Here is a 20,264-nt window from a genome sequence, read left to right as displayed (position 1 = left end):
TGACGGACATCGAGGTTCTTGAGGTGCCGTCAGGGCTGCTCGATGGCTGCCGACGGCCACGGCGACACGCGCGGGCGCTCCAGTGCGGCAAGCAACGGCGGATCGCGCTGGTAGACGTCGGGGCGGAAGCCGACCCGGCCGTCCTCGCGCAGGTCCACCGTCCAGTACGCTAGCAGCAGTGTGACCGGCTCGCGCAGCATCACAGTCTGCGTCTTCAGCGTATCGATCGCGCGGTCGATCCCGGCCCGGTTCCAGCGCGCCGGGTCGTCCAGCAGCAGTTCGGCCAGCTCGCGCGGGCGCTCCACCCGGATGCAGCCGGAACTGTCCGCGCGCTGCTCGTTGGCGAACAATTCCTGGTGCGGCGTGTCGTGCAGGTACACCGCGTAATCGTTCGGGAAGCGGATCACCAGCCGCCCCAGCGAATTGCCCGGGCCGGCGTCCTGGCGCAGCACGATGCCGCGCGGGTGGGACCAGTCCACGCTGGCCGGCGACAGCTCGCGGCCCTGGCCGTCCAGCACGCGGATGCGGTTGGCGGCGAGGTAGCCGCGGTTCTTGCGCAGCTTCGGCAGGATGTCGTTCTTCAGGATGGTCGGCGGCACCGTCCAGGTCGGGTTGAGCGTGAGGTAGGTGATCTTCGACTTGAACACCGGCGTGCTGCGGTACGGCTTGCCCACCTGCACGCGCGAACGCCACACCGGTTCGCCATCCTTGTAGTAGGCAACCTGGTAGCCGGCGATGTCGACCACCACGAACCTCCCCTGCAACTCGTGCAGCAGCCAGCGCGCGCGCTCCAGGTTCACGCGCAGCTGCCCGATCCGTGCCGCGACCGGCACGTTCAGCGCAGCCAGGGTGGCCTTGCCCAGATGGCCATCGGGCGCCAGGTACTGTTCACGCTGGAACTGTTCCAGCGCGGCCTCCAGCGCCGGGTCGTACAGGTCGTCCACGCCCTCGCCCACCGGATAGCCGGCCAGACGCAGCCGCTGGCGCAGCGCCGGCACGCGCGGATCGCGGCTGCCCGGTTTCAGCGTGGGGCCATCGGCGAGCGCAGGCCAGCCGCCCTGCGCCGCCACCTCGCGCAGTTTCGCCAGCGCCGTGCGCAGCTGGCCGTACAGCGGGTTCTGCGGCCTTGCCCGCGCGAACAGCTCGCCAAGCGTGCCCTGCTCCAGCGCGTCGTGCACCGCCTTGAGGCCCTGCGCCTGGTCGAGCTGGCGCGGGTCGTAGTTCCAGTGCGTGTCCAGCGTGGCCGGATCGACCTTGCCGCGATACAGGTGCAGCAGCGCGGCCAGGCAGGCATCAGTGGCCAGCAGGTCGAACTGCGCGCGCTGCTGCGGCGTGGCCTGTGGATCGCTCAGCACGCTGCGCCGACGCTGCAGCTCACTCAACGCATAGTCTTCCGGATCGAGGCCGTCGCCAGCCACGTCGCCCAGCGCGGAAAGCAGCTGGTCGAGATCGCCCGGGCGCGTCCACGCCGGCGCGAACCGGTTCTGCTCGTAGAAGGCGGCCACCACATTGCCAGGCGTCGTGGCGGCGTCGCCGTCGGCATGCGCGATGCGCCACTGCTCGACCCGTTCGCGGATCTGCTCGGCCACCGGACTCAACGGCTGCTCGACCGTGGACTGCGCGTGCAGCACGCTTCCCAGCACCAGCATCAACAGGGCAAAGCCCCGCAGGAAACGGCAACGGATGGGCGGCACGACACGATCCTGCTCAAGTGGTACTCGCTGTGATAACACAGCATCCTGCCAACGCAAATGACCTAGGCATGCGGCCACGGCCGACGGGTTCTTAACCAGGCGCTGCTAGGATGAACGGCCGCATGCCCGATGCCGTCCCCGCCAAGCCGTACCGATGAGCCGACTCCCGCGCCCCGTCGCCACCCTAATCCTGTTTCTCGCCGCCGGTTTTGCCGTGTCGCATGCCGCGGAACCCTCGCTGCAGGATACGCTCAGCCGGCTTGCGCCGAACGCGAACCCCAAGGTGATCGGCCTGGCGCTCGCCGCCACCGAATGCGCCGCCGCGCAAGGCCAGCCGCCGTCCGACCGGCTGGCGGTGATCGACTATTCGAAGCCCTCGACCGAGCCGCGACTGTGGGTGTTCGACCTGGCCAAACGCAAGCTGCTGTACCACGAGCTGGTGGCGCACGGGCGCAACACCGGCGAGAACCTGGCGAGGACATTCTCGAACCGGCCGGAGAGCCTGCAGTCGAGCCTGGGCCTGTTCCGCACGCTGGGCACCTACGACGGCCACAACGGTTACTCGCTGCGCATGGAAGGCCTCGAACCGGGCACCAACGACCATGCGCTGGAGCGCGCGCTGGTGATCCACGGCGCCACCTACGTCAACCCCGCACTCGCCCGCCAGCAAGGCCGCATCGGTCGCAGCTACGGCTGCCCGGCCGTGCGCACCGCGATTGCGCGGCCGCTGATCGACGCCCTCAAGGGCGGCCAGTACGTGTTCTCCTACTACCCCGATGCGCGCTGGCTGAGCGCTTCGCCGTACCTCAAGTGCAGCAGCGGACGCGCCATGACCGCGAGCCTCGCCGCGCCCTGAATCCGCATCAGGGGCATGTTCTGCCCTCGGGCGCTTCGTCGCTGGCGCGTGCACCGCAGGGTCCGCTTGTTGTGCAGCGCGCCGGTACTGCTGCGCCGGTCGCCATCCCTTACGGATTCCCGGAGGGCTCCCGCAGCAGCGCCTGCATCTTCAGGTACACACCGTTGCTCCAGCCGAAGCCGATCACGTTGGCGGTGTAGCCGGCGCTGATCTTCACGTCGGCGTTGCCGCTGGCCATGTTGTATTTCTCGCGGATGGTGCCGTCGGCGGCGAGGCTGCGGTCGATGGTGGCGGTGAATTCGCGCGCGATGCGGCGGGCGTCGTCTTGGAAACCGTAGGCGTCCAGCCCGGCCGTTGCCAGCCAGTTGGTCGGCGCCCAGCCGAACGGCGCATCCCACTGCGCACCGCTGGCGTGGTCGCTGGTCTGCAGGCCGCCCTTGCGTTCGAAGATGCCCAGCCGGTCGCGCAACGCGGCGGCCTGCTGCTTTGATGCCACGCCGGCCCACAGCGGGTAGTAGGTGGCGACGAAGCGATAGCCGGACGGCTTGCCCCGCACGAAGTCGTAGTCCATGTACATGCCCTGGTCGGCGCGCCACAGATATTTGTCGATCGCCGCGTGCCGCGCCGCGGCGGCATCGGCCCAGCGCGCGGCATCCGCCGTGCGCCCCAGCTGCATGGCGAAATCGTGCAGGTCGCGCTCGTAGCGGTACAGCAGGCTGTTCAAGTCCACTGGCGCGTACTGGTGGGTGGAACCGCCGAACGGACCCATGCGGAACGTGGTGTCGAAGCCCGATTCGCGCATCGCGCGATCGCCCAGATAGTAGTCGGCGCCCAGCCGATAGCCTTGCGACCAGGCGCCGGCGCAGACCTTCGAGGCCTCGACGTCGCAGCTGGTCGTCTTGAGCCGCGCGACTTCCGCCGCGTCCGGATGTTCGGCAGCCCTGACCAGATAGCCGGGATCCTCCGACGGGTGCGCGAGCAGCCAGTCGATCACGCCGCGCAGGTAGCTGCTGTCGCGCATCTCCAGCACCGGCGCCGCGCCGCCGTAGTCGTAGTAGCGCGCCAGGCCGGTCGCGCCGGCTCGGTGTTCCTTGCGCGTCCAGGTGGAGTAGTCGCGCACGGCGAGCGGATACGCGTGCTCCAACCACGCATGGGCTTCGGTCTTGTCCTTGAAGCTGTCCGGGTCGTCCAGCACGGCACGGATCATCGCGCCCAGGAACGGCGGCTGCGAACGGGTCAGGTAATAGCTGCGGTTCGCGTTGAGCACCGCGCCGTAGTGCTGCACCTCGAACAGCGCATTGTCGACCATGTCGCGGGCCAGTGCCTCGCGGTGGTCGGCGACCAGGCCGAGCACGATGAAGTAGCTGTCCCAGCCGTACATCTCGTTGAAGAAGCCGCCTGGCACCACGTACGGATACGGCAGGTAGAGCAGGCCCTGCCGCGGCAGCGTGGCCGGCGCGATGTCGCCGAGCTGGCCGATCGCGCGGGGCAGCACCTGCACGTCGACGTTGCAGCGCTTCTTCACCGCGGCCAGCTCCGGCGGCGTCGGCAGGTCCGCGGGCAGGTACAGCACCGGCTGCGTGCCCACCTTGGGATCGCGCAGGGCCGAGCAGTCGTCCATCGAGCGCGTCAGCGTGGTCCACGCATGGTCGATGTAGGCGCGGGTCTTCTGCGCATCGGGCTGGGCGGCCGTCGCCGTGGCGGCGAACAGGACCGACCATCCGGCCAGCGCGAGGGGCAGGAATTTTTTCATCGTCATGGACCGACCTCGTGGCTGCATGCATGACAGCGTGTCGCCACGGCCCCTTCAATGCAACCGGCGTGCCGCGGCGGCCATGTATCCTGCGCCGTGGACCGGAGCCGCCCGGCGCCCGGGCCGCCGCGTGGCATGGCAAGAAACGGGGTGTCGCGCCCTGTTCGTTGCGTGCATGCTGCGCCACTCCCGGCAGGGGCGGCGATGCTCCGCATGCGACGGCGACGGTCCGGACAACCAGAGATCAGATCAGGGGGAAAACGACACGTGTGCGCGAAGAAAAACGGCGCGAGACCGATCATCAGGAGCCCGCCGGTCGGCCGCCGGATCCTGCGGCTGTGCGGCGTGCTGGGCATCGCCCTGCCGCTGCATGCAGCGTATCCGCAGACCGCGCCGACACCGCGCCAGTCGCTGGACGATGCGTGGTGGACCGGGCCGATGCTGGCCAACTCGGCCGCCACGCTGCCGCGCGGCCACGTCCTGGTCGAGCCCTACCTGTATGACGTGCACTCGGCCCACGCGGATGGCTACGGCTCGCTCACCTACCTGCTGTACGGGCTCACCGACCGGCTCACCGTCGGGCTGATGCCGGTGCTGGGCTACAACCGGATGGACGGCGGCCCCGACAGCTCCCGCATCGGATTCGGCGACGTCAGTGTGCAGGCGCAATACCGGCTGACCCAGTTCCACGAGGGCAGCTGGGTTCCCACGATCTCGCTGCAGCTGCAGCAGACGCTGCCGACCGGCAAGTACGACCGGCTGGGCAACCGCCCCGCCGACGGCCTCGGCGGCGGGGCACATACCACCACGCTGCAGCTCAACACGCAGACGTATTTCTGGCTGGCGAACGGCCGCATCCTGCGCATGCGTTTCAACGTGGCGCAATCTTTTTCCGGCACGGCGCAGATCGAGGGCACCAGCGTCTACGGCACGCCGGATGGCTTTCAGGGCAGCGCCCGGCCCGGCCGTTCCTTCCTCGTCAACGCGGCGTGGGAATACAGCCTGAGCAAGCGCTGGGTGCTCGCATTCGACCTCACCTACCGGCACAGCCACAACACCCGCGTGCGCGGCGATATCGCACTTCCCGGCAGCACGCTGGCAATCTCGCACCTGCGCATCGATACCGGTACCAGCACGGCGTTCGGCTTCGCGCCGGCGGTCGAGTACAACTGGAGTGCACGCCTGGGCATGCTGGTGGGCGTGCGCGTGATCACCGGCGGGCATGGCACCGCCAGCACGGTCACCCCTGCGGTGGCGCTCAACTATGTGCACTGAATCCGGCGCGTTTGCCGCCGGATCGCCGCGACACGGCCGCTCCGCAAAAACCGCCCGGATCGCTCCGGGCGGTGGGGTTTCCAGCAGGCGGTTCGGATCAGTCGGCCGCGGCGTCCAGCCCGCGACGCTTCAGCAGCGGCTCGATTTGCGGCTCGTGCCCGGCGAAATCGCGGAACAGCTGCAGCGCGTCCTTGCTGCCGCCCTGTGACAACAGCGTCGCGCGGAAGCGGTCGCCATTGGCGCGGGTGAGGCCGCCGTTGGCCTTGATCCACTCCACCGTGTTCGCGTCCAGCACTTCCGACCAGATGTAGGCGTAGTAGCCGGCCGCGTAGCCACCCATGATGTGGCTGAAGTACGGCGTGCGGTAGCGCGGCGGCACCGGCGCGTAGTCGGTGCCGTTCGCCTTCAGCGCGGCCGCTTCGAACGCCATCACGCCGGCGGCGGCGGGAATCCTGTCCGCACCGAGCTGGTGCCAGCTCTGGTCGAGCATCGCCGAGCCGAGATACTCGGTGGTGGCGAAGCCCTGGTTGAACTTCGAGGCGGCCAGCACCTTGTCCAGCAGCGCCTTGGGCATCGGCGCGCCGGTCTGGTAGTGCTTTGCGTAGTTCGCCAGCACGCCGGGCCAATCGGCCCACATCTCGTTCACCTGCGAGGGAAATTCGACGAAGTCGCGCGGCACGCTGGTGCCGCTGAAGTACGGGTACTTCACGTTCGAGAACATGCCGTGCAGCGCATGACCGAACTCGTGGAACATCGTGTTCACCTCGTCCCAGGTCAGCAGGGTCGGGCCGCTGGCCGGCCTGGTGATGTTGAGGTGGTTGGCCACCACCGGCAGGTTGCCGGTCAGCGCGGACTGCTGCACGTAGGAGTTCATCCACGCGCCGCCGCGCTTGGACGGCCGCGCGTACATGTCGGCGAGGAAGATCGCCAGCTGGCTGCCGTCGGCGTTGTACACGTCGTACACCAGCACGTCGGGGTTGTAGACCGGCAGGTCGGTGCGCTGCCTGAAGCTGAGCCCGTAGAGCTGGCCAGCGGCGTAGAACACGCCGTTCTCCAGCACGTTCTTCATCTCCAGATAGGGTTTCAGCTGGCTCTCGTCGAAGTCGTACTTCTGCGCGCGCACCTTCTCGGTGTAGTAGGCCCAGTCCCATGGCTGCAGCGCGAACGTCGGCTCGCCCTTCGCCGCCTGCTCCTTGTCGATCATCGCCTGCAGCGCCGCACCCTCGCGCTTCGCGTTCGCCACCGCCGGCGGCGCCAGCCTGGTCAGCATCGCGTTGACCGCCTCGGGCGTCTTCGCCGTCTCGTCGGCCAGCACGTAGGCGGCGTAGGTGGGATAGCCGAGCATGGTCGCCTTCTCGGCGCGCAGCTTCAGCACCTGCGCCACGATCGCGGTGTTGTCGTACGGGTTGCCGCGGCTGCCGCGGGCGATCGACGCCTCATGCAGGCGCTGGCGCAGCGCGCGGTTCTGCAATTGCGCTTCCGGCGGCTGGCCGGTGGTGTTGAGCAAGGCAATGACGTACTTGCCGTCCAGGCCCTTCGCCTTCGCGGCGGCCGCGGCGGCGCCGATCTGCTCGTCGGTGAGGCCGGCCAGCTCTTCCTTCGTGTCGACCACCACGGCGGAATCGTTCACCTCGGCCAGCACGTTCTGGCTGAACGTGGTGCCCAGCGTCGCCAGCTCGCCGTTGATCGCCTTCAGGCGTGCCTTGTCGGCGTCGGACAACTTCGCGCCGGCGCGCACGAAGTCGGTGTGGTAGCGCTCGACCAGGCGCACGCCCTCGGCGTCCAGGCCCAGGTGATCGCGCGTGTCGTACAGCCGCTGGATGCGCGCGAACAGCTGCGGGTTCAGCGAGATCGCGTCGCGATGCGCCGCCAGCTTCGGTGCGTACTCGGCCTGGATCGCCTTGCGTGCGTCGTTGATGTCCACGCCGACCAGGCTGAAGAACGCGGTCGAGGTGCGGGTGAGGATCTGCCCGGACTTCTCCAGCGCGACGATGGTGTTGTCGAACGTGGGCGCCTCGGCGTTGCCGGCGATCGCCTCGACTTCCTTGAGATGCTCGGCCATGCCGCGGTCAAAGGCGGGCGCGAAGTCGCTGTCCCTGATCTTGTCGAACTGCGGGTAATGCAGCGGCAGCGGACTTTCGCCGAAGAACGGATTACCAGCGACGGCCACCGCCGAACCGGCTTGCGCCTGCGGCGCGGCGGCGCTCTTCCTGTCGGAGCCGCCGTCGGAGCAGGCGGCCATGGAGCCGGAAAGTGCGATGGCCAGGGTCAGGGCGAGAGAATGCTTCATGAGATGGATCTCTGTCGTGGAACGGACTCCCGATCCTACCCAATCCCTCGCGCGGCCACCCATGACCAAAGCCATGGTTCGCGGCCACCCGCCGTCGCGCGGCGGCGCGGCCTCAACCCGCCGTGGCGGCTGGCACCGGCGTCGCCTGCGCGCCGGCGATCTGCACCGGGCGCACGCTCGTCACCAGCATGGCGCCCATCACCAGGACGCAGAGGGCGAAGCAGGCGGTGAACAGGCCGGCCAGGATCATCGATTCGTATTTCATGACGTGTCTCCGCGTGGATGGGTTTCCCTGTGATGCACGGAGTGCAATCGCCATGCCAAGCCGGCGCGGAGCGCGCGAAGCCTTGTCCCACCTGTATCCGTCGGCACTGTGCAGGGTGGCGGTGGGTTGTCCGCGGACAGCCGCTGCACGGTAGCCGGACAGCCGGACAGCCGCGACGACGCCGCACGCCAGTCAGCCCGCCGCGCGCGATTCGCCGGCGTGATGCCGCAGCTTGCGGTACTCGACCACGGTGAGCGCGATGATCAGCAGGTCGAACAGGGTCAGTGCCACGAACGCGAACGAAGGGCCAGCCACGACCATGTGGTAGATCTGATAGGCGGCGAACGCCGCGGTCAGCCAGATCAGGCCCGGGTAGGCCCACAGCCTGCCGCGCAGGATCTCCACGATCACCACCAGTTTCGCCACGCCGTGGGACAGCAGGTAGACCGCCGCAAACAGCACGGAGCCCTGGTCGAACTGCGCGGCCCAGTGCAGCACGTGCGTCGCGATGAAGTCAGAGGGATCCTGGCGCAACTCCGGCGCGACCAGCGCGCCGATCCAGGCCTGCAACCGCAACGGGCCGAGCAGCAGCAGCCAGAGTCCGCCGACGACCTCGGCGAGGCCGTCGAGTCCCTTCAGGCCAAGCCCGACAGCGAAGGCCTTGTCGGATAGGGTTCGAGCGCGCAAGCCGATCATCGACACGCCCTCCCGCGGTGGACCCGGAAACCGGTGGCCGCCGGTCCGGAGCTTGCTCCCCGGTTGGGGACCGGTGACGCCCTGCCTACGCCGACAGCCATGTTCGCATGGCCCGGGTGACCGCCGCAGGCTGCTCCATCGGACTCATGTGGCCGCTGTCCTCGACCACCACCAGCTGCGCCTGCGGCATCAGCGCCGCCATCTCCTCGTGCAGCGCCAGCGGCGTGAGCACGTCCAGCCGGCCGCACAGCACCATGACCGGACACGTCAGGCTGCGCAACACGGCCTCGCCGTCCTCCCGCAGCATCGCGTTCTGGCGGATGAACACCTCGCGGCCCTGGCGCAAGGTCATCGCATTGATCCGCTGCGCCAGCGCCGCATCGTGCAGCCGCGGCGGCGCCACGAAGCTCGGCAGCAACTGCTCGGTCATGCCGCGGAACTTTCCGGGCAGGCTGACCGTGCGGTTGGCCGCCCGTCGCTGCGCGATGCGCTCGGGCGTATCGGCGTGGAACGAGGTGTCGAGCAGCGCCAGCCGCTCGATGCGCGACGACGCCTGCCGGGCGATTTCCTGGGCGACATAGCCGCCGAACGAGAAGCCCGCCAGAGCAAAGCGCGGCGGCGCCGTCGCCAGCACCTGCTGCGCCAGCGCGGCGATGCTGTCGCCATGGCCCAGGTCGGCCACCCGGCCATCGGCAACGTCGGCCAGGCCCGCCAGCTGGTCGCGCCAAAGGTCCTCGTCGCACAGGAATCCGGGGAGCAGCAGCAACGGCTGCCGATGGTCAGTCACGGTCATGCCCGGCAATCGAAGGAGGGGGCATTATCGGCCACCGCGCGTGCCGTTTCGCACCACCGCCGGGATACGCGCGAGCTCGGGCATGATCACGCTCCTCCCGGCGCGGAAAGCAAGGCATAGCCGGCGCCGGACACCGGTCAGGTCGCGTCTGTCCACGTCGATGCGATATCGGCCTTCACCAGGTCATCGAGCGTCGCCGGCGCGGCATCCTGCAAGCCATAGAGGCAGCCGTGCCGCATGCCGGCGTAATCGCCGTCGCGGCGGAACGTCGCTGTCCAGATCACGCGGCCAGCACTCGCCTGCTCGTACTCGCCTTCGTAGTCGAACCCGTTTTTCGTCTTGCCGGAGACCGTGGTCATGGCGGGGACTTCCTGACGTGATCACCCGGCCAGCATAGCCCCTTGCCGCCGCGGCAAGGCGGCGGGCTATCAATCGGCGTCGAGCTTGGCCAACGGGGTATGCCCCGCGACGACGTCGAGCGCCTGCAGCGAGACGGTCTTGCGTCCACCATGCAGCTGTTGCCGGCCGACTTCGAGGAAACCCAGCCTGGCGTGAAAGCGTTCGGACGCGGGGTTGGCTGGTTCGATGTCGAACTCGCAGGTGATCAGCGGTACCGCGTCGCGCACGGCGAGCGCATGGAGCTCACGGTAAAGACGGCGGCCGGCGCCGCTCGCCTGCATGTCGCCGGCCACCACGATGCGATCCACATAAAGGAAACGCGGATAGCGCTGCGCAAACCAGCGGTAGTTCGGGCTGTCGTAGTCCGCCCCTTCGCGGAACGCGAGCAGGAACGCCTCGACCTTTCCGGCGGATTCGATCACCCGATGCAGCGCGGCCTGCGCATGCAATCGGGCCAGCCGCGCGCCGTCGAGCGGGCTCAGCACGGCCACGAACGCCTCGTTGAGGGCGAGGATGGCGGGAAAGTCGGCGGGGCTGGCGTCGCGGAGCATTCGGCGATCTTCAGGCGAGCCGACCGGCGCGAACGGCACGCGCGAACGGGGCAAATTCAAGCGGACTCCGTGCCACCTTCGAGCGCCCCGTGCGCCAGCGCGAAGTCGATCGCCGCACGGATCGCCGCTGCCTGCGCCGCATTGCACTGCTCCGGCGTCGCCCGCGGGCTGTCCGGATAGACCTCGGTGGTGGTCCGGTACGGCGCATCGGTGATGCCGGCGCACAGGCCCAGTTGGCGGCAGGCATACTCGATCACGCCCGGCGCCACCACCGGCGAGCCGATGATCGTGCCGTCGGGATCGGCCGGCGCGATGTGGGTGACCCTGGCCACTGCCGCGATCACCGCCTGCTGGAACGCCGGTTGGGGATCCGCGCTGTCCGCGCACAGGTAGAAGCCGTCGGGGATGGTGCCCGGCTCAAAGGGCTTGCCGTCGCGCGCGGCGAGCGCCGGGCGGAACTCGCTCTCGTCGCTGTCGGTGGTTTCGTGCAGGTCGATGTGCACGCGCACGCGATCGCGCAGCGGCGCGACCAGCCGCATCAGCGCCGCCGATTCCTGCGCCGGACTGTCGGCGCGGAACGAGCGGTTCGGGTCGAGCGCGTCGGGGTTCCAGCGATGGATGCGCTCGTAGCCCCACGGGCTCACGCACGGCGCCACGAGCAGGTTGATCCGCCCCGCATAGTCCGCCGCATGCCGGTCGACGAATTGCAGCGCGCCGTGCACGCCGCTGGTCTCGTAGCCGTGCACGCCGCCGGTCACCAGCGCCACGGGGAGTTCGTCGCGCCAGCCGCGGCTCCTGATCGCGAACAGCGGATAGCTGTCGGAGGCATAGTCGAGCCGGCCGTATTCGGATACGTCGAAGCGCGCGCGCAGGGTCTCGATCGCGCTCAGCACGTCCGCGGCGTAGCTGCGCCTGACCGCCTGCCGCGCTCGCCATGCCGCCACCTCCGCGTCGCCCCAGGGACGTCCGGGGGTACCGATGGGATAGAAGGCCTGGATCGTCATCGCGTGGCTCGCTTCGCTGTGGCATGGGGAGGCGCAGCACTGTAGCACCGGACCGAAACGTCGCCGGCCGCGCCGGCGTTCCGATCCCAAGCGCCCGTTCGTCATCCGCAAGCACCGGGCCCCCTTTCCGCGCGTGCGACCCGGCCTTCGGCCTACCTGCCCGCCGCGGACGCCGCCCGCGCCGGCGTCGGCGCTGCATGGCCCGGCGATCCCAGGATTTCCATGAGCGGCTTGCCCTGGACCGTGCCGAGGGAAACGTGCAGGAGCTGCGCGATGGTCGGCGCGATATCGAGGTTGGGGAAGGCCGGGATTTCGCCCCTGGCCCGGATGCCAGCGCCCGCGGCGATGAATATGCCCTGCATCAGCGGGTTCGAATTGGGATAGCCGTGGGCGCCGATTTCCCGGGTCGGCGTCACGTAGTCGCCCGTGTCGCCTTCCTTGAAGGCGTAGCCGTCCGCGGCGTAGAGCAGCAGATCGGGCGCCTGGTCGCTCTGCGCCGGCACCGGCCAGCCCTGCTTCGCCGCCTCGGCGGGAGTCAGCACCGCGCGGATGCCGGGCTTGCCCGCGAACAGCGATTTCATCTTCCGGGTCGAGGCTTCCGTGGCGTGCTGCTGGAAGACCAGGGCGAAACCGTCATCCGTCAGGCAGAAGGCGGGGCGGCCCGTGGAGCCGCCCTGCAAGCCGGCCTGCCTGAGCAGCACGTTGGGGCGTAACAGCTGGCGAACGCTCTGCTGGCCGTGGTCGGAGACGATGATGAAGGTGGTGCGGTCGAGATCGCCGGCGGCGCGCACCGCGTCGATGACCTCCTGTACGCGGTCATCGAGGAAGGCGATGGTATTGCGCCCCGCGTCGTTGCCGAAGCCCGTCTCGTGCTCGATGCTGTCCAGCGCCAGCAGATGCAGCAACAGCAGGTCGGGGTGATGCTGCCGGATGATGTCGACCGCCGCGCGGGTGTAGATGCGATCGCGCCACGCCTGCGACGGCTCACCGAAATGCACGAGCTGATCCCGGGTGACGACGCCCTGCCGCACCAGGCTCTGCTCGATGGCGCCGTCGGGGTCGGGATGTTCGGCGAACTGCCAGTCGATGCTCCGCGCGCCATCGATGGCGACCCAGTCCACCTGCGCCGTGGTGAGGCCCGCCTGATGCGCGGCGTCGTAGACGGTGGGCACGGCGACCAGCCGCGACTTCGGCGCGCCCATGTCGATCCGGGGCGACGTGGCGGTGCGCTGGTCGACGATGAGCCCGTTGACCAGCACATGGTGCCGGCTCGCGTCGACGCCGGTGACCATGGTGGTGTGGTTCGGCCAGGTGACGGTGGGGTTGATCGGCTGCATCGAAACCGCATAGGCGCCACGCTGCATCAACCCATGCAACGTGGGCGCGGGCAGCTGCGGCTCGCGCAGACTGGCCGCACCGAAGGCGTCCAGGCTGATGACCACGACCTTGGGGCTCGGCGTGGCGGGCGCCGCCCGTGCGCAAGGGGGCAGCGCGGCGCCGCCCGCAAGGAACATCGCCGCGGCGGCCACGCTTCGAAGCAAAGCGGAAATCGGATACATCATGCGACCCCGTCGATGGAGAAAAGGCACTCGTTGGAACATGGCATCACTCGGCCACCTTGCGCTCGCCGTCGCGCCCGCCGCTGGCCGCGGGGCCGGGCGGCTTCCGGGCCAGCGGCGAATCGAGCGGCGACGGGCCCGTCGCACCCGCGGGCCTGCCTGCCTGACCGGGGTTCCATTCGAAGGTTGCGACGCTCTGCGCCGGCAACGCGTATTCGAAACGGGTCCGGCCCTGCTTCACGGAGATACGGCGGGCCTGCGCATTGCTGTTGACCACCACCAGAACGACCGATCCGCCGGCAGCGTTCTGGAACGCCACATTGTCGATGCCCTTGTCGGTGGCGGTGGACCACACCCGCACGGCACCGGGCAGCACGAACCGGCTGAAATGCGCGAACGCGTAGTACTCGTCGTTGCGATCCACTTCGCCCGTGCGCGACTCGATCGTCACCACGCCCTTGCAGGCGTCGCAGCCTCCGAAATGCGGGCCGTGCTGCTCGTCGAGCGCCAGGTTCCAGTACACCACGCCACGCGCCCACTGCCTGAGCCCGGCGAGCAGCAGGTCGCGCGTGAACCACATCAGTTCGCCGTTCCTGCTCGACTCCCAGTCGCCACCGGAGCACTCGGTGATGTAGGCATCCTTGCCGGGATACGCGCGATGCACGCGGCCCTGCGCATACGGGCTGCCGCTGTAGCAGTGCCAGGCAATGCCGTCGACATAGCGCGCGACATCGGGGTCGGCCAGCACGCCCAGGGGCTGTTCCGGCTCGTCCCAGTTGTGGTCCCAGCCGAGAATGAGCGTCCTGGGCTTGCGCCCCGCCAGCGCCGGACCGAGATACCGCGCGATGATGCGCGCCCGGGTGGCCGCCGGGAAATCCATGCCCGGATAGGTCAGCGGTATGAAGCCCGGCTCGTTCTGCACGGTCAGGGCAAAGATGGGGATACCGTAGCCGCGGTAGGCGTCGATGTACTTGACCAGATAGTCCGCGTACGTGCTCTCGAACTGCGGCAGCAACGCGCCGCCGATCAGGTTTTCGCTGTCCTTCATCCACGCCGGCGCGCTCCATGGCGAGGCGATGACGCGCAGCTGGGGATTGATGGACATCACCTCGTGTACGACCGGAATGACGTTGCGCAAATTGGCGGCGACATTGAAGTGCTGCAGCTCGGGGTCGACCTGGCCGGCCGGCAGGTCGTCCAGGGTATACGGCTCCAGCGAGAAATCCGAAGCACCGATGGTCAGGCGCATCATGCCCAGGTTGAGGCCGGGCGGCGGCCCGAACAGCTCGTGCAGCAACGCACTGCGCTGCTGCCCGTTCAACCGGTTCTGGATCAGCCACGCCGACGAGTCGGTCAGCGCCGCCCCGAAGCCGACGATGGATTGGTATTTCCTGCCGAGGTCGACGACCACATCGGCAGGGGACGACCCGGCGGCACCCGACTCGATGTCCGGCTGCCGCACCAGGCGCAGCCGGCGATCCGCCGTGCTCAACCACAGCTTGACCGCGGCAGTTGCCGGAAACGGCGTCAGGGTGACCTCGGTCTCCACCGCGAAATGCGTGCGGCGCGGCGCATGGAGGGCTGCCAGTGCGAGCAAGGTAATCAACGCGACGGATGCAACGGCCATCCAGCCGGGAACACCTTTGCGGTCATCCATGATGCACGCGAATCCTGTTGCCCACGTTGCAGTGCGCTTGCGACAACCTCACGATCACGGAGCCCCCCGGCTTGTTCATGACAAGTCGGTGAAGAGTGCAGCAAAACGGGGGTCAGAGTCGACTTGCCGGCAAAGGTTCGCTTCGACTTGTGATTCCGGTCTCCCCGGACGGGTCATTCCCGGGAGGAGTCCCAAGGCAAGCGTCAGAGATTCCCTGCGCCCCGGCGAAGCCAGAGATCGATCAGGGATTTCTCGTAGCGCAACGAATCCTGATCGACAGGCGAGCTGCTGCTGAGAAAAGCCGCGTTGCGCAGCTTGCGCTCGCCCTGGCGCAGCACCTTGCCGTCGGCGCCGTACAAGGTGAAGTTCAAGTCGATGCGCGGCGGATAGATGTCCCTGATGATGCGCACATCGTAGAAGTCAGGGCCGCGCCAGGGCTCGTAGGCGCCAGCCCGGACCACGTCGGTCACCTCGATGTCCAGCCGCTGGCCAGGTGCAAGGATGCGCGAGGCGCGCTGGACGATATAGGCGCTGAGCGGTTTCAGGTAAGCGTCGGCGTCGATCAGGTGCACCCCGACGCTGCGCTTCGCCTCGGTGAAGTGCTGCGGATCCTTGTAGCGCACGCTCACATTGTCCGGCGGCGTCGCCGCCTGCGCGATGACGGACGCGAGGACAAGGCAGGCAAGGCACAGCAGGCGCAGCAACGAGGAAGATTTCATGACGGCGCTCCCGGATCGGAACAGGCCGGCAGCCGGAACGGACAAAGAGCCCCGCTACGCGTCGGCGTAAATCAGTATACGCCGGCTCGCCGAGGACTCCGTTCGGGAAATGAGCTGTGAAGTGCCCCGGTTTGCCGTACGTGCGGTATGGCACGAAGATGCCTGTTGCCCGGTGAACTCGAATCACGAGGCTGGAGCGATCCGCATCCCCGGCGAAGCCCAGGATGCTTCCGCTCCTGCCCTACACCAGAACGCGCCGCAGCGCATGTCGGCCGAATGCGTGGACGGCGCAGACATCGTGTCGATCTCATCACAGTTCCAGGCATCCATGTCCTTTCGGGGATGGGTGAAGCGCGCTCGATGGGTTTTACTTGGGCCGGGAACGATAGTCCGGTTCGGACATCGCTCCAGGGTTCGCCCGATGGATGCGCGCGTCTTTTGTATTCGACGCGCCACGAGCGGCGATCTCCAGCCTGGTCGTGCGGCATGACGCAGCTCAATCCGACCAGGCGTGCCCCAGCTGTTTCATGAGTTCCACCAGGGGAGACCAACCCGTGCTTTCAGCACGCAACCCCGTGCGTCCCAAATTCCATCCAATTTCGAGAAAGTCACCGTCATGAAAGCATGTCGCCTAACCAGGCATTTTCCTTTCGCATTGCTCGTTGCCGTAGCCGTCGCTACCGTCGGCAATGCACGCGCATTCGATGCAAAGCCCAGCGGGCATCAAGCGTTACAGGGGGTGGTAAATACCTCCACGCAGGCCACCACCACGACGCCGGACCACAAGGGGCAGTTCTCTTCCCTGACCGCCACGGCGGCAACCAGCGGCGTGATTCCCCGTTACGACCACGTCGTTGTCGTCGTCATGGAGAACGTCAGCAGGAGCAACATCGTCGGCAGCACCGTCGACGCGCCGTACATCAACTCGCTCATTTCCAGTGGCGCCAACTTCACCCAGGCCTACGCGGTAACGCATCCGAGCCAGCCGAACTACCTGGCCCTGTTTTCCGGATCCGCCCAGGGCATCACCGACGACAGCTGCCCGCACACCTTCGGCACGGACAATCTCGGCAACCAGCTGATTGCCGCCGGCTACACCTTCGCCGGCTATTCGGAAACCATGCCGTCGATCGGCTACACCGGTTGCGGGTATGGATTGTCCGGATATGTTCGCCGGCACAACCCCTGGGTGAATTTCAGCAACCTTTCGTCGTCGACGAACCTGCCCTACTCCGCCTTCCCGAGCGACTTCACCCAGTTGCCGACGCTGTCGTTCGTTATTCCGAACCTGTGCAACGACATGCACGACTGCTCCATAGCCACCGGCGACAACTGGCTGAGCTCCCACATCGACACCTACGTCAACTGGGCCAAGACCCACAACAGCCTGCTGATCCTGACCTGGGACGAGAACGACGATCTCGCCGAATCCAACCAGATCATCACGCTGTTCGTCGGCGCGAACATCAACACCGGCGCCTATGCGGAGCGGATCGATCATTACAGGGTGCTGCGGACGCTGGAAGACATGTATGGCCTGGCCCCGCTCGGCAACGCCTCCGCCGCCACGCCGATCACCGATGTCTGGAATATGACCACGCCTGATTTCGGCATAGTCGCATCGCCGACGTCGGTCGGCGTGAGCCAGGGGGGACAAGCCACCGACACGATCACCGTCTCCGGCTTCAATGGCTTCAACTCGTTCGTGAACCTGTCCGTCTCCGGACTCCCGAGCGGCGTGACGGCAACGTTCTCCCCCGCGTCGCTGATGCCGTCCAGCGGCGGAAGCGTCACCTCCACGCTGACGCTGTCGGCGGCGTCCTCGGCGGCTGTCGGCAGCGCGACGGTCACCGTGACCGGTGTCGCCGGCTCGCTCATTCACAACACCCCCATCAACCTCACCGTCAATGCGCCGGTCGGCGTGGCGTACTGGGTGAATAACGTCAACTCGGGCCTGGTCGTGGATGACCCGCGGAGTTCGACCACCAGCAATACGCAGCTGATCCAGTACCCGAAAAGCGGTTACAACAACCAGAAGTGGGTGTTTACGCAGGGTGCCAGCGGCTCATGGGCCATCAAGAATGTGTTGAGCGGGTTGTGCGCGGCCGTCGAGAATGCCTCGACCTCCCTCCGCGCGGCCGTGGTCCAGGCGACCTGCACGGGCGGGGCCGAGCAGCAGTGGCAGAGCAAGGTCCAGGGTAGCGGCTACGAACTGGTCAACCAGAACAGCGGCCAATGCCTCGACGTGCCCAACTCCTCGACCACGAAAGGCACTGGACTCATCCAGTACACCTGCCATGGCGGCCCCAATCAGCAGTGGACGCTGATGCAGGCGAACTGACGGCGGGAGCGACCAGGTGCAGCCTGCCCGCCGGGCCGGCTGCACACGGTGGGAGAGAACATAACGGCGTCCTCTCCAACCGGCGTAACACGTCCGATCCGCTCGGCTGAGGGGATCGGACTCTGATGTCCGGCGCCACTCGATTCCGTGGACGTCGCGGATCAGCCCTGGGCCTTCAGCGCAAGTGTGGCTATAGCGGCAGAGCGGCCTCCAGGCCTCAGCGTCACCTTGAAAAGACCCGTACGCGGATCGCGCTCCGTCGACACGACAGTCGCACCCTCAGCGTGCGCAACGATGTCCGACCTTGCATAGCCGGCCACGGTGATATCGCCGTCCTTCGCTGCGAAGGCAAGTTTCAGCCGGGCACCGCGGGCAACGTCTTCGTATGAAACAACACGCTTGCGCCCCATGGTGACGAACTTCCCGAGATCGCCGAAAACGGCGATGCCCGATGCGGGCATCGGCGCAACGATGCGATACGCGAACGCATCAGGGCCGGTCGTTTTTCCGGTGATGGTCTGGTCGGCGTGCTTGACGACGACGGATTCCGATGCCGGGTCGAATACCGCCACGGTTCCGCCGAAGCCAAGATCCTTCGGCGTCAGGGAAAAGTCCGTCGTGGCGCTGCGGGGATCATCCGCGAATGCCAGAACGTACGCGGTGGCATGGCCGCCGTGCCGGGTGAATGTGGCGGCGATGATGGGCACGCCCGTCTTTTGCGCCTGGGTCAGGTAACTGACGCCGAGCGGCATGAGCGGCTCATCCGGTTTCACGATCTCGCCGTCGGCACGCGCCGCCCTGAAGATGTTGGTCCTGTCGAGCTTCTCGAACGCGTCGCCCACGCCGACCGGTCCGCCTGAAAGGGTGGCGAACAGCATCGCTGCCGTGTCGCCTGAAGGCATCACGTCCGTCGCCGGCCACGCGCCCAACTCATGGATCAGGCGCGCATTGAACGCCAGTTGCGTCCATTTCTCGCGGGTCAGGCCGTCGCCGGCGGCGCGAATGGTCGTCAGGTTCGGATACTTCACGCCCTGCAGCATGTGCAGCGGATAGGCCATGCAGTACTGCATGGTGATCCCGTGCGCAGCCATCGCGGACGCCATGCCGTCCATGAACATCTCGCCCTTGCCGGGTACGGCATGCAGTTCCGGCGAGAATCTGTACGTCGCATCGAGCCAGTCCTGCAGATAAACGGCGATGCCGTTCGCGGCAGCGTAGTTCGCCAGCTCGTTCCAGTAACCAGGGTCGACCGCCGCCACGCCGGAGATCTCGTAACGCTTTCGATACGGGCTGTCCTTGTCGATGAAGCGATTGTGCGCGAAGAATGGCAGCTTCACGCGCTCATGGAAGGCGGCCATGCCCTTCGGAAACACGCCCGGCTGCGCCTTCCATTCGACAAGGCCGCCGTAGCGATTCCAGTCCTCGTCGGGAAGTGCCGGATTCTTGATCCGGCCGACCTTCTCCTCCGGATTCCACGAGCTCTTGGCGTACCACCAGCTGTCGAGCTGCAGGTAGCCAAACGGAAAACCGGCCTCGCGGCTGCGCTTGAGGAACCGCACCAGCGACTCCTCGTAATTCAGGCCCTCGGCATATTCGTAGTTGTAGTAGTAATGGCCGCCCGCGTTATCGGTAAGCACGCCGATATCGCGCAGGATCGGATCGGCCTCCGCCGACGCGGGGCGGCGGTGGTAGAGCCCGCGCAACGCAGCTCCCCAGGCGTCATAGGCCGACGCGACATCCGGCGCCGACGCCACCAGTGCCGTCGAGGTGAAGCCGGCGGGAAGCTTCCCCACTTCGGCATTCAATCCCACCGCGACGCGTGTCCTGGCGTCACCGAGCATGCTCGCGAGGAAGAAATCCGACGCCGGCGAGATGATCAGGGTGTGGCCGGCGCCGGTGAACAGCACCCAGGGCGTCGATACGTCCTGCGGATCGTCGAAAACCGGGGGCGCGAAATTCAACTGCCGGTGCGAGAGCGAATGCAACCCGGCGGGCACCGTCAAAAAATCCGGAAACGTCGGTGGCGCCGTCACCGGGCCCGCGTCTGCGACCCGCCAAGAGAACAACAGGGCATTCGATCGGCCAGGCGCCGGCGCCACGCTCGCCTCGATCCCCTCGATGAGCGGAAAGTGCAGCCCTCCCGCCGACTTCGTCACGCGCGCCGCGCCGCGAGGCAAACGACCGCCAAAATGCAGCTCGCCGTCGTCGAGCGCATAGGCACCGGTGGCATCGTCGATCGAGAACACCAGGGATCCGTTCGCGATCTCATGGCGCATGCCGAAACTCGTCCGCGGCAGCAGCAGAAACGGGAGCAACAACGTGACCGCAAGCGCGAAACGGTTTTTCATGGTGAGGATATCCAGGCAACAAGTCGTGCCATTGTTCCGTCTCCCACCAGAAAACGCCATCAAA

The 20,264-nt window shown here is 67.4% G+C and carries 16 protein-coding genes; 3 read left to right on the top strand and 13 right to left on the bottom strand.

Features of this window, described 5'->3' with window-relative positions; genetic code table 11:
- Positions 1-29: 29 nt before the first annotated feature.
- Entirely contained in the window at positions 30-1,649 is a 1,620-nt protein-coding gene (locus tag DEO45_RS14325; RefSeq protein WP_114344944.1) for a L,D-transpeptidase family protein, read from the bottom strand.
- A gap of 199 nt (positions 1,650-1,848) precedes the next feature.
- Between DEO45_RS14325 and DEO45_RS14320 the strand changes: the two genes are divergently transcribed.
- A complete protein-coding gene (locus DEO45_RS14320; protein WP_114344943.1) occupies positions 1,849-2,550 on the top strand; it encodes a murein L,D-transpeptidase catalytic domain family protein in 702 nt (233 codons plus the stop codon).
- Positions 2,551-2,659: 109 nt separating this feature from the next.
- Here DEO45_RS14320 and DEO45_RS14315 read toward each other — a convergent pair whose 3' ends face one another.
- Positions 2,660-4,303 carry a trehalase family glycosidase gene (locus DEO45_RS14315; protein ID WP_114345224.1) on the bottom strand — a complete coding sequence of 548 codons (1,644 nt, stop codon included), beginning with the start codon at positions 4,301-4,303 and terminating at the stop codon, positions 2,660-2,662.
- Positions 4,304-4,570: 267 nt separating this feature from the next.
- On the opposite strand from DEO45_RS14315, the gene DEO45_RS14310 reads away from it, so the two are divergent.
- The gene (locus tag DEO45_RS14310; RefSeq protein ID WP_223250889.1) at positions 4,571-5,578 is read left to right on the top strand and encodes a transporter; all 1,008 of its coding nucleotides are present in this window, start codon (positions 4,571-4,573) and stop codon (positions 5,576-5,578) included.
- A 97-nt stretch (positions 5,579-5,675) separates the two neighbouring features.
- Here the strand turns inward: DEO45_RS14310 and DEO45_RS14305 are convergent, their stop codons facing one another.
- The 10 genes from DEO45_RS14305 to DEO45_RS14265 form a co-directional block, all read right to left on the bottom strand.
- Entirely contained in the window at positions 5,676-7,868 is a 2,193-nt protein-coding gene (locus DEO45_RS14305; protein ID WP_114344942.1) for a M3 family metallopeptidase, read from the bottom strand.
- Positions 7,869-7,980: 112 nt separating this feature from the next.
- A complete protein-coding gene (locus DEO45_RS16635) occupies positions 7,981-8,133 on the bottom strand; it encodes a hypothetical protein (RefSeq protein WP_189339767.1) in 153 nt (50 codons plus the stop codon).
- A gap of 192 nt (positions 8,134-8,325) precedes the next feature.
- Complete coding sequence (locus DEO45_RS14300; RefSeq protein WP_114344941.1) at positions 8,326-8,829, bottom strand: DUF2127 domain-containing protein; 504 nt, start codon at positions 8,827-8,829, stop codon at positions 8,326-8,328.
- 85 nt (positions 8,830-8,914) lie between these two features.
- The gene (locus DEO45_RS14295) at positions 8,915-9,616 is read right to left on the bottom strand and encodes an alpha/beta fold hydrolase (RefSeq protein WP_428992452.1); all 702 of its coding nucleotides are present in this window, start codon (positions 9,614-9,616) and stop codon (positions 8,915-8,917) included.
- A 143-nt stretch (positions 9,617-9,759) separates the two neighbouring features.
- On the bottom strand, positions 9,760-9,981 hold the full coding sequence (locus DEO45_RS14290) for a TonB-dependent receptor (RefSeq protein ID WP_114344939.1): 222 nt from the start codon (positions 9,979-9,981) through the stop codon (positions 9,760-9,762).
- A gap of 69 nt (positions 9,982-10,050) precedes the next feature.
- Complete coding sequence (locus DEO45_RS14285) at positions 10,051-10,572, bottom strand: GNAT family N-acetyltransferase (protein WP_114344938.1); 522 nt, start codon at positions 10,570-10,572, stop codon at positions 10,051-10,053.
- Positions 10,573-10,628: 56 nt separating this feature from the next.
- Positions 10,629-11,576: a M14 family metallopeptidase gene (locus DEO45_RS14280; protein ID WP_114344937.1), complete on the bottom strand. Its 948-nt coding sequence runs from the start codon at positions 11,574-11,576 to the stop codon at positions 10,629-10,631.
- A gap of 152 nt (positions 11,577-11,728) precedes the next feature.
- Positions 11,729-13,138: an alkaline phosphatase family protein gene (locus tag DEO45_RS14275; RefSeq protein WP_114344936.1), complete on the bottom strand. Its 1,410-nt coding sequence runs from the start codon at positions 13,136-13,138 to the stop codon at positions 11,729-11,731.
- A 43-nt stretch (positions 13,139-13,181) separates the two neighbouring features.
- Entirely contained in the window at positions 13,182-14,792 is a 1,611-nt protein-coding gene (locus DEO45_RS14270; protein ID WP_114344935.1) for a glycoside hydrolase family 30 protein, read from the bottom strand.
- 203 nt (positions 14,793-14,995) lie between these two features.
- Positions 14,996-15,511: a DUF3016 domain-containing protein gene (locus tag DEO45_RS14265; protein ID WP_114344934.1), complete on the bottom strand. Its 516-nt coding sequence runs from the start codon at positions 15,509-15,511 to the stop codon at positions 14,996-14,998.
- 616 nt (positions 15,512-16,127) lie between these two features.
- Here DEO45_RS14265 and DEO45_RS14260 point away from each other — a divergent pair.
- Positions 16,128-17,852, top strand: coding sequence for an alkaline phosphatase family protein (locus tag DEO45_RS14260; protein ID WP_114344933.1), 1,725 nt, complete (start codon positions 16,128-16,130; stop codon positions 17,850-17,852).
- A gap of 161 nt (positions 17,853-18,013) precedes the next feature.
- On the opposite strand, the gene DEO45_RS14255 is transcribed toward DEO45_RS14260, so the two are convergent.
- Positions 18,014-20,200, bottom strand: coding sequence for a hypothetical protein (locus tag DEO45_RS14255; protein WP_114344932.1), 2,187 nt, complete (start codon positions 20,198-20,200; stop codon positions 18,014-18,016).
- Positions 20,201-20,264: the final 64 nt, after the last annotated feature.

It is taken from the genome of Rhodanobacter denitrificans, assembly GCF_003335105.1.
Lineage (GTDB): Bacteria > Pseudomonadota > Gammaproteobacteria > Xanthomonadales > Rhodanobacteraceae > Rhodanobacter > Rhodanobacter denitrificans_A.
The sequence above is the reverse complement of the archived record's forward strand: the minus strand, read 5'-3'. Positions and strand labels throughout refer to the sequence as shown.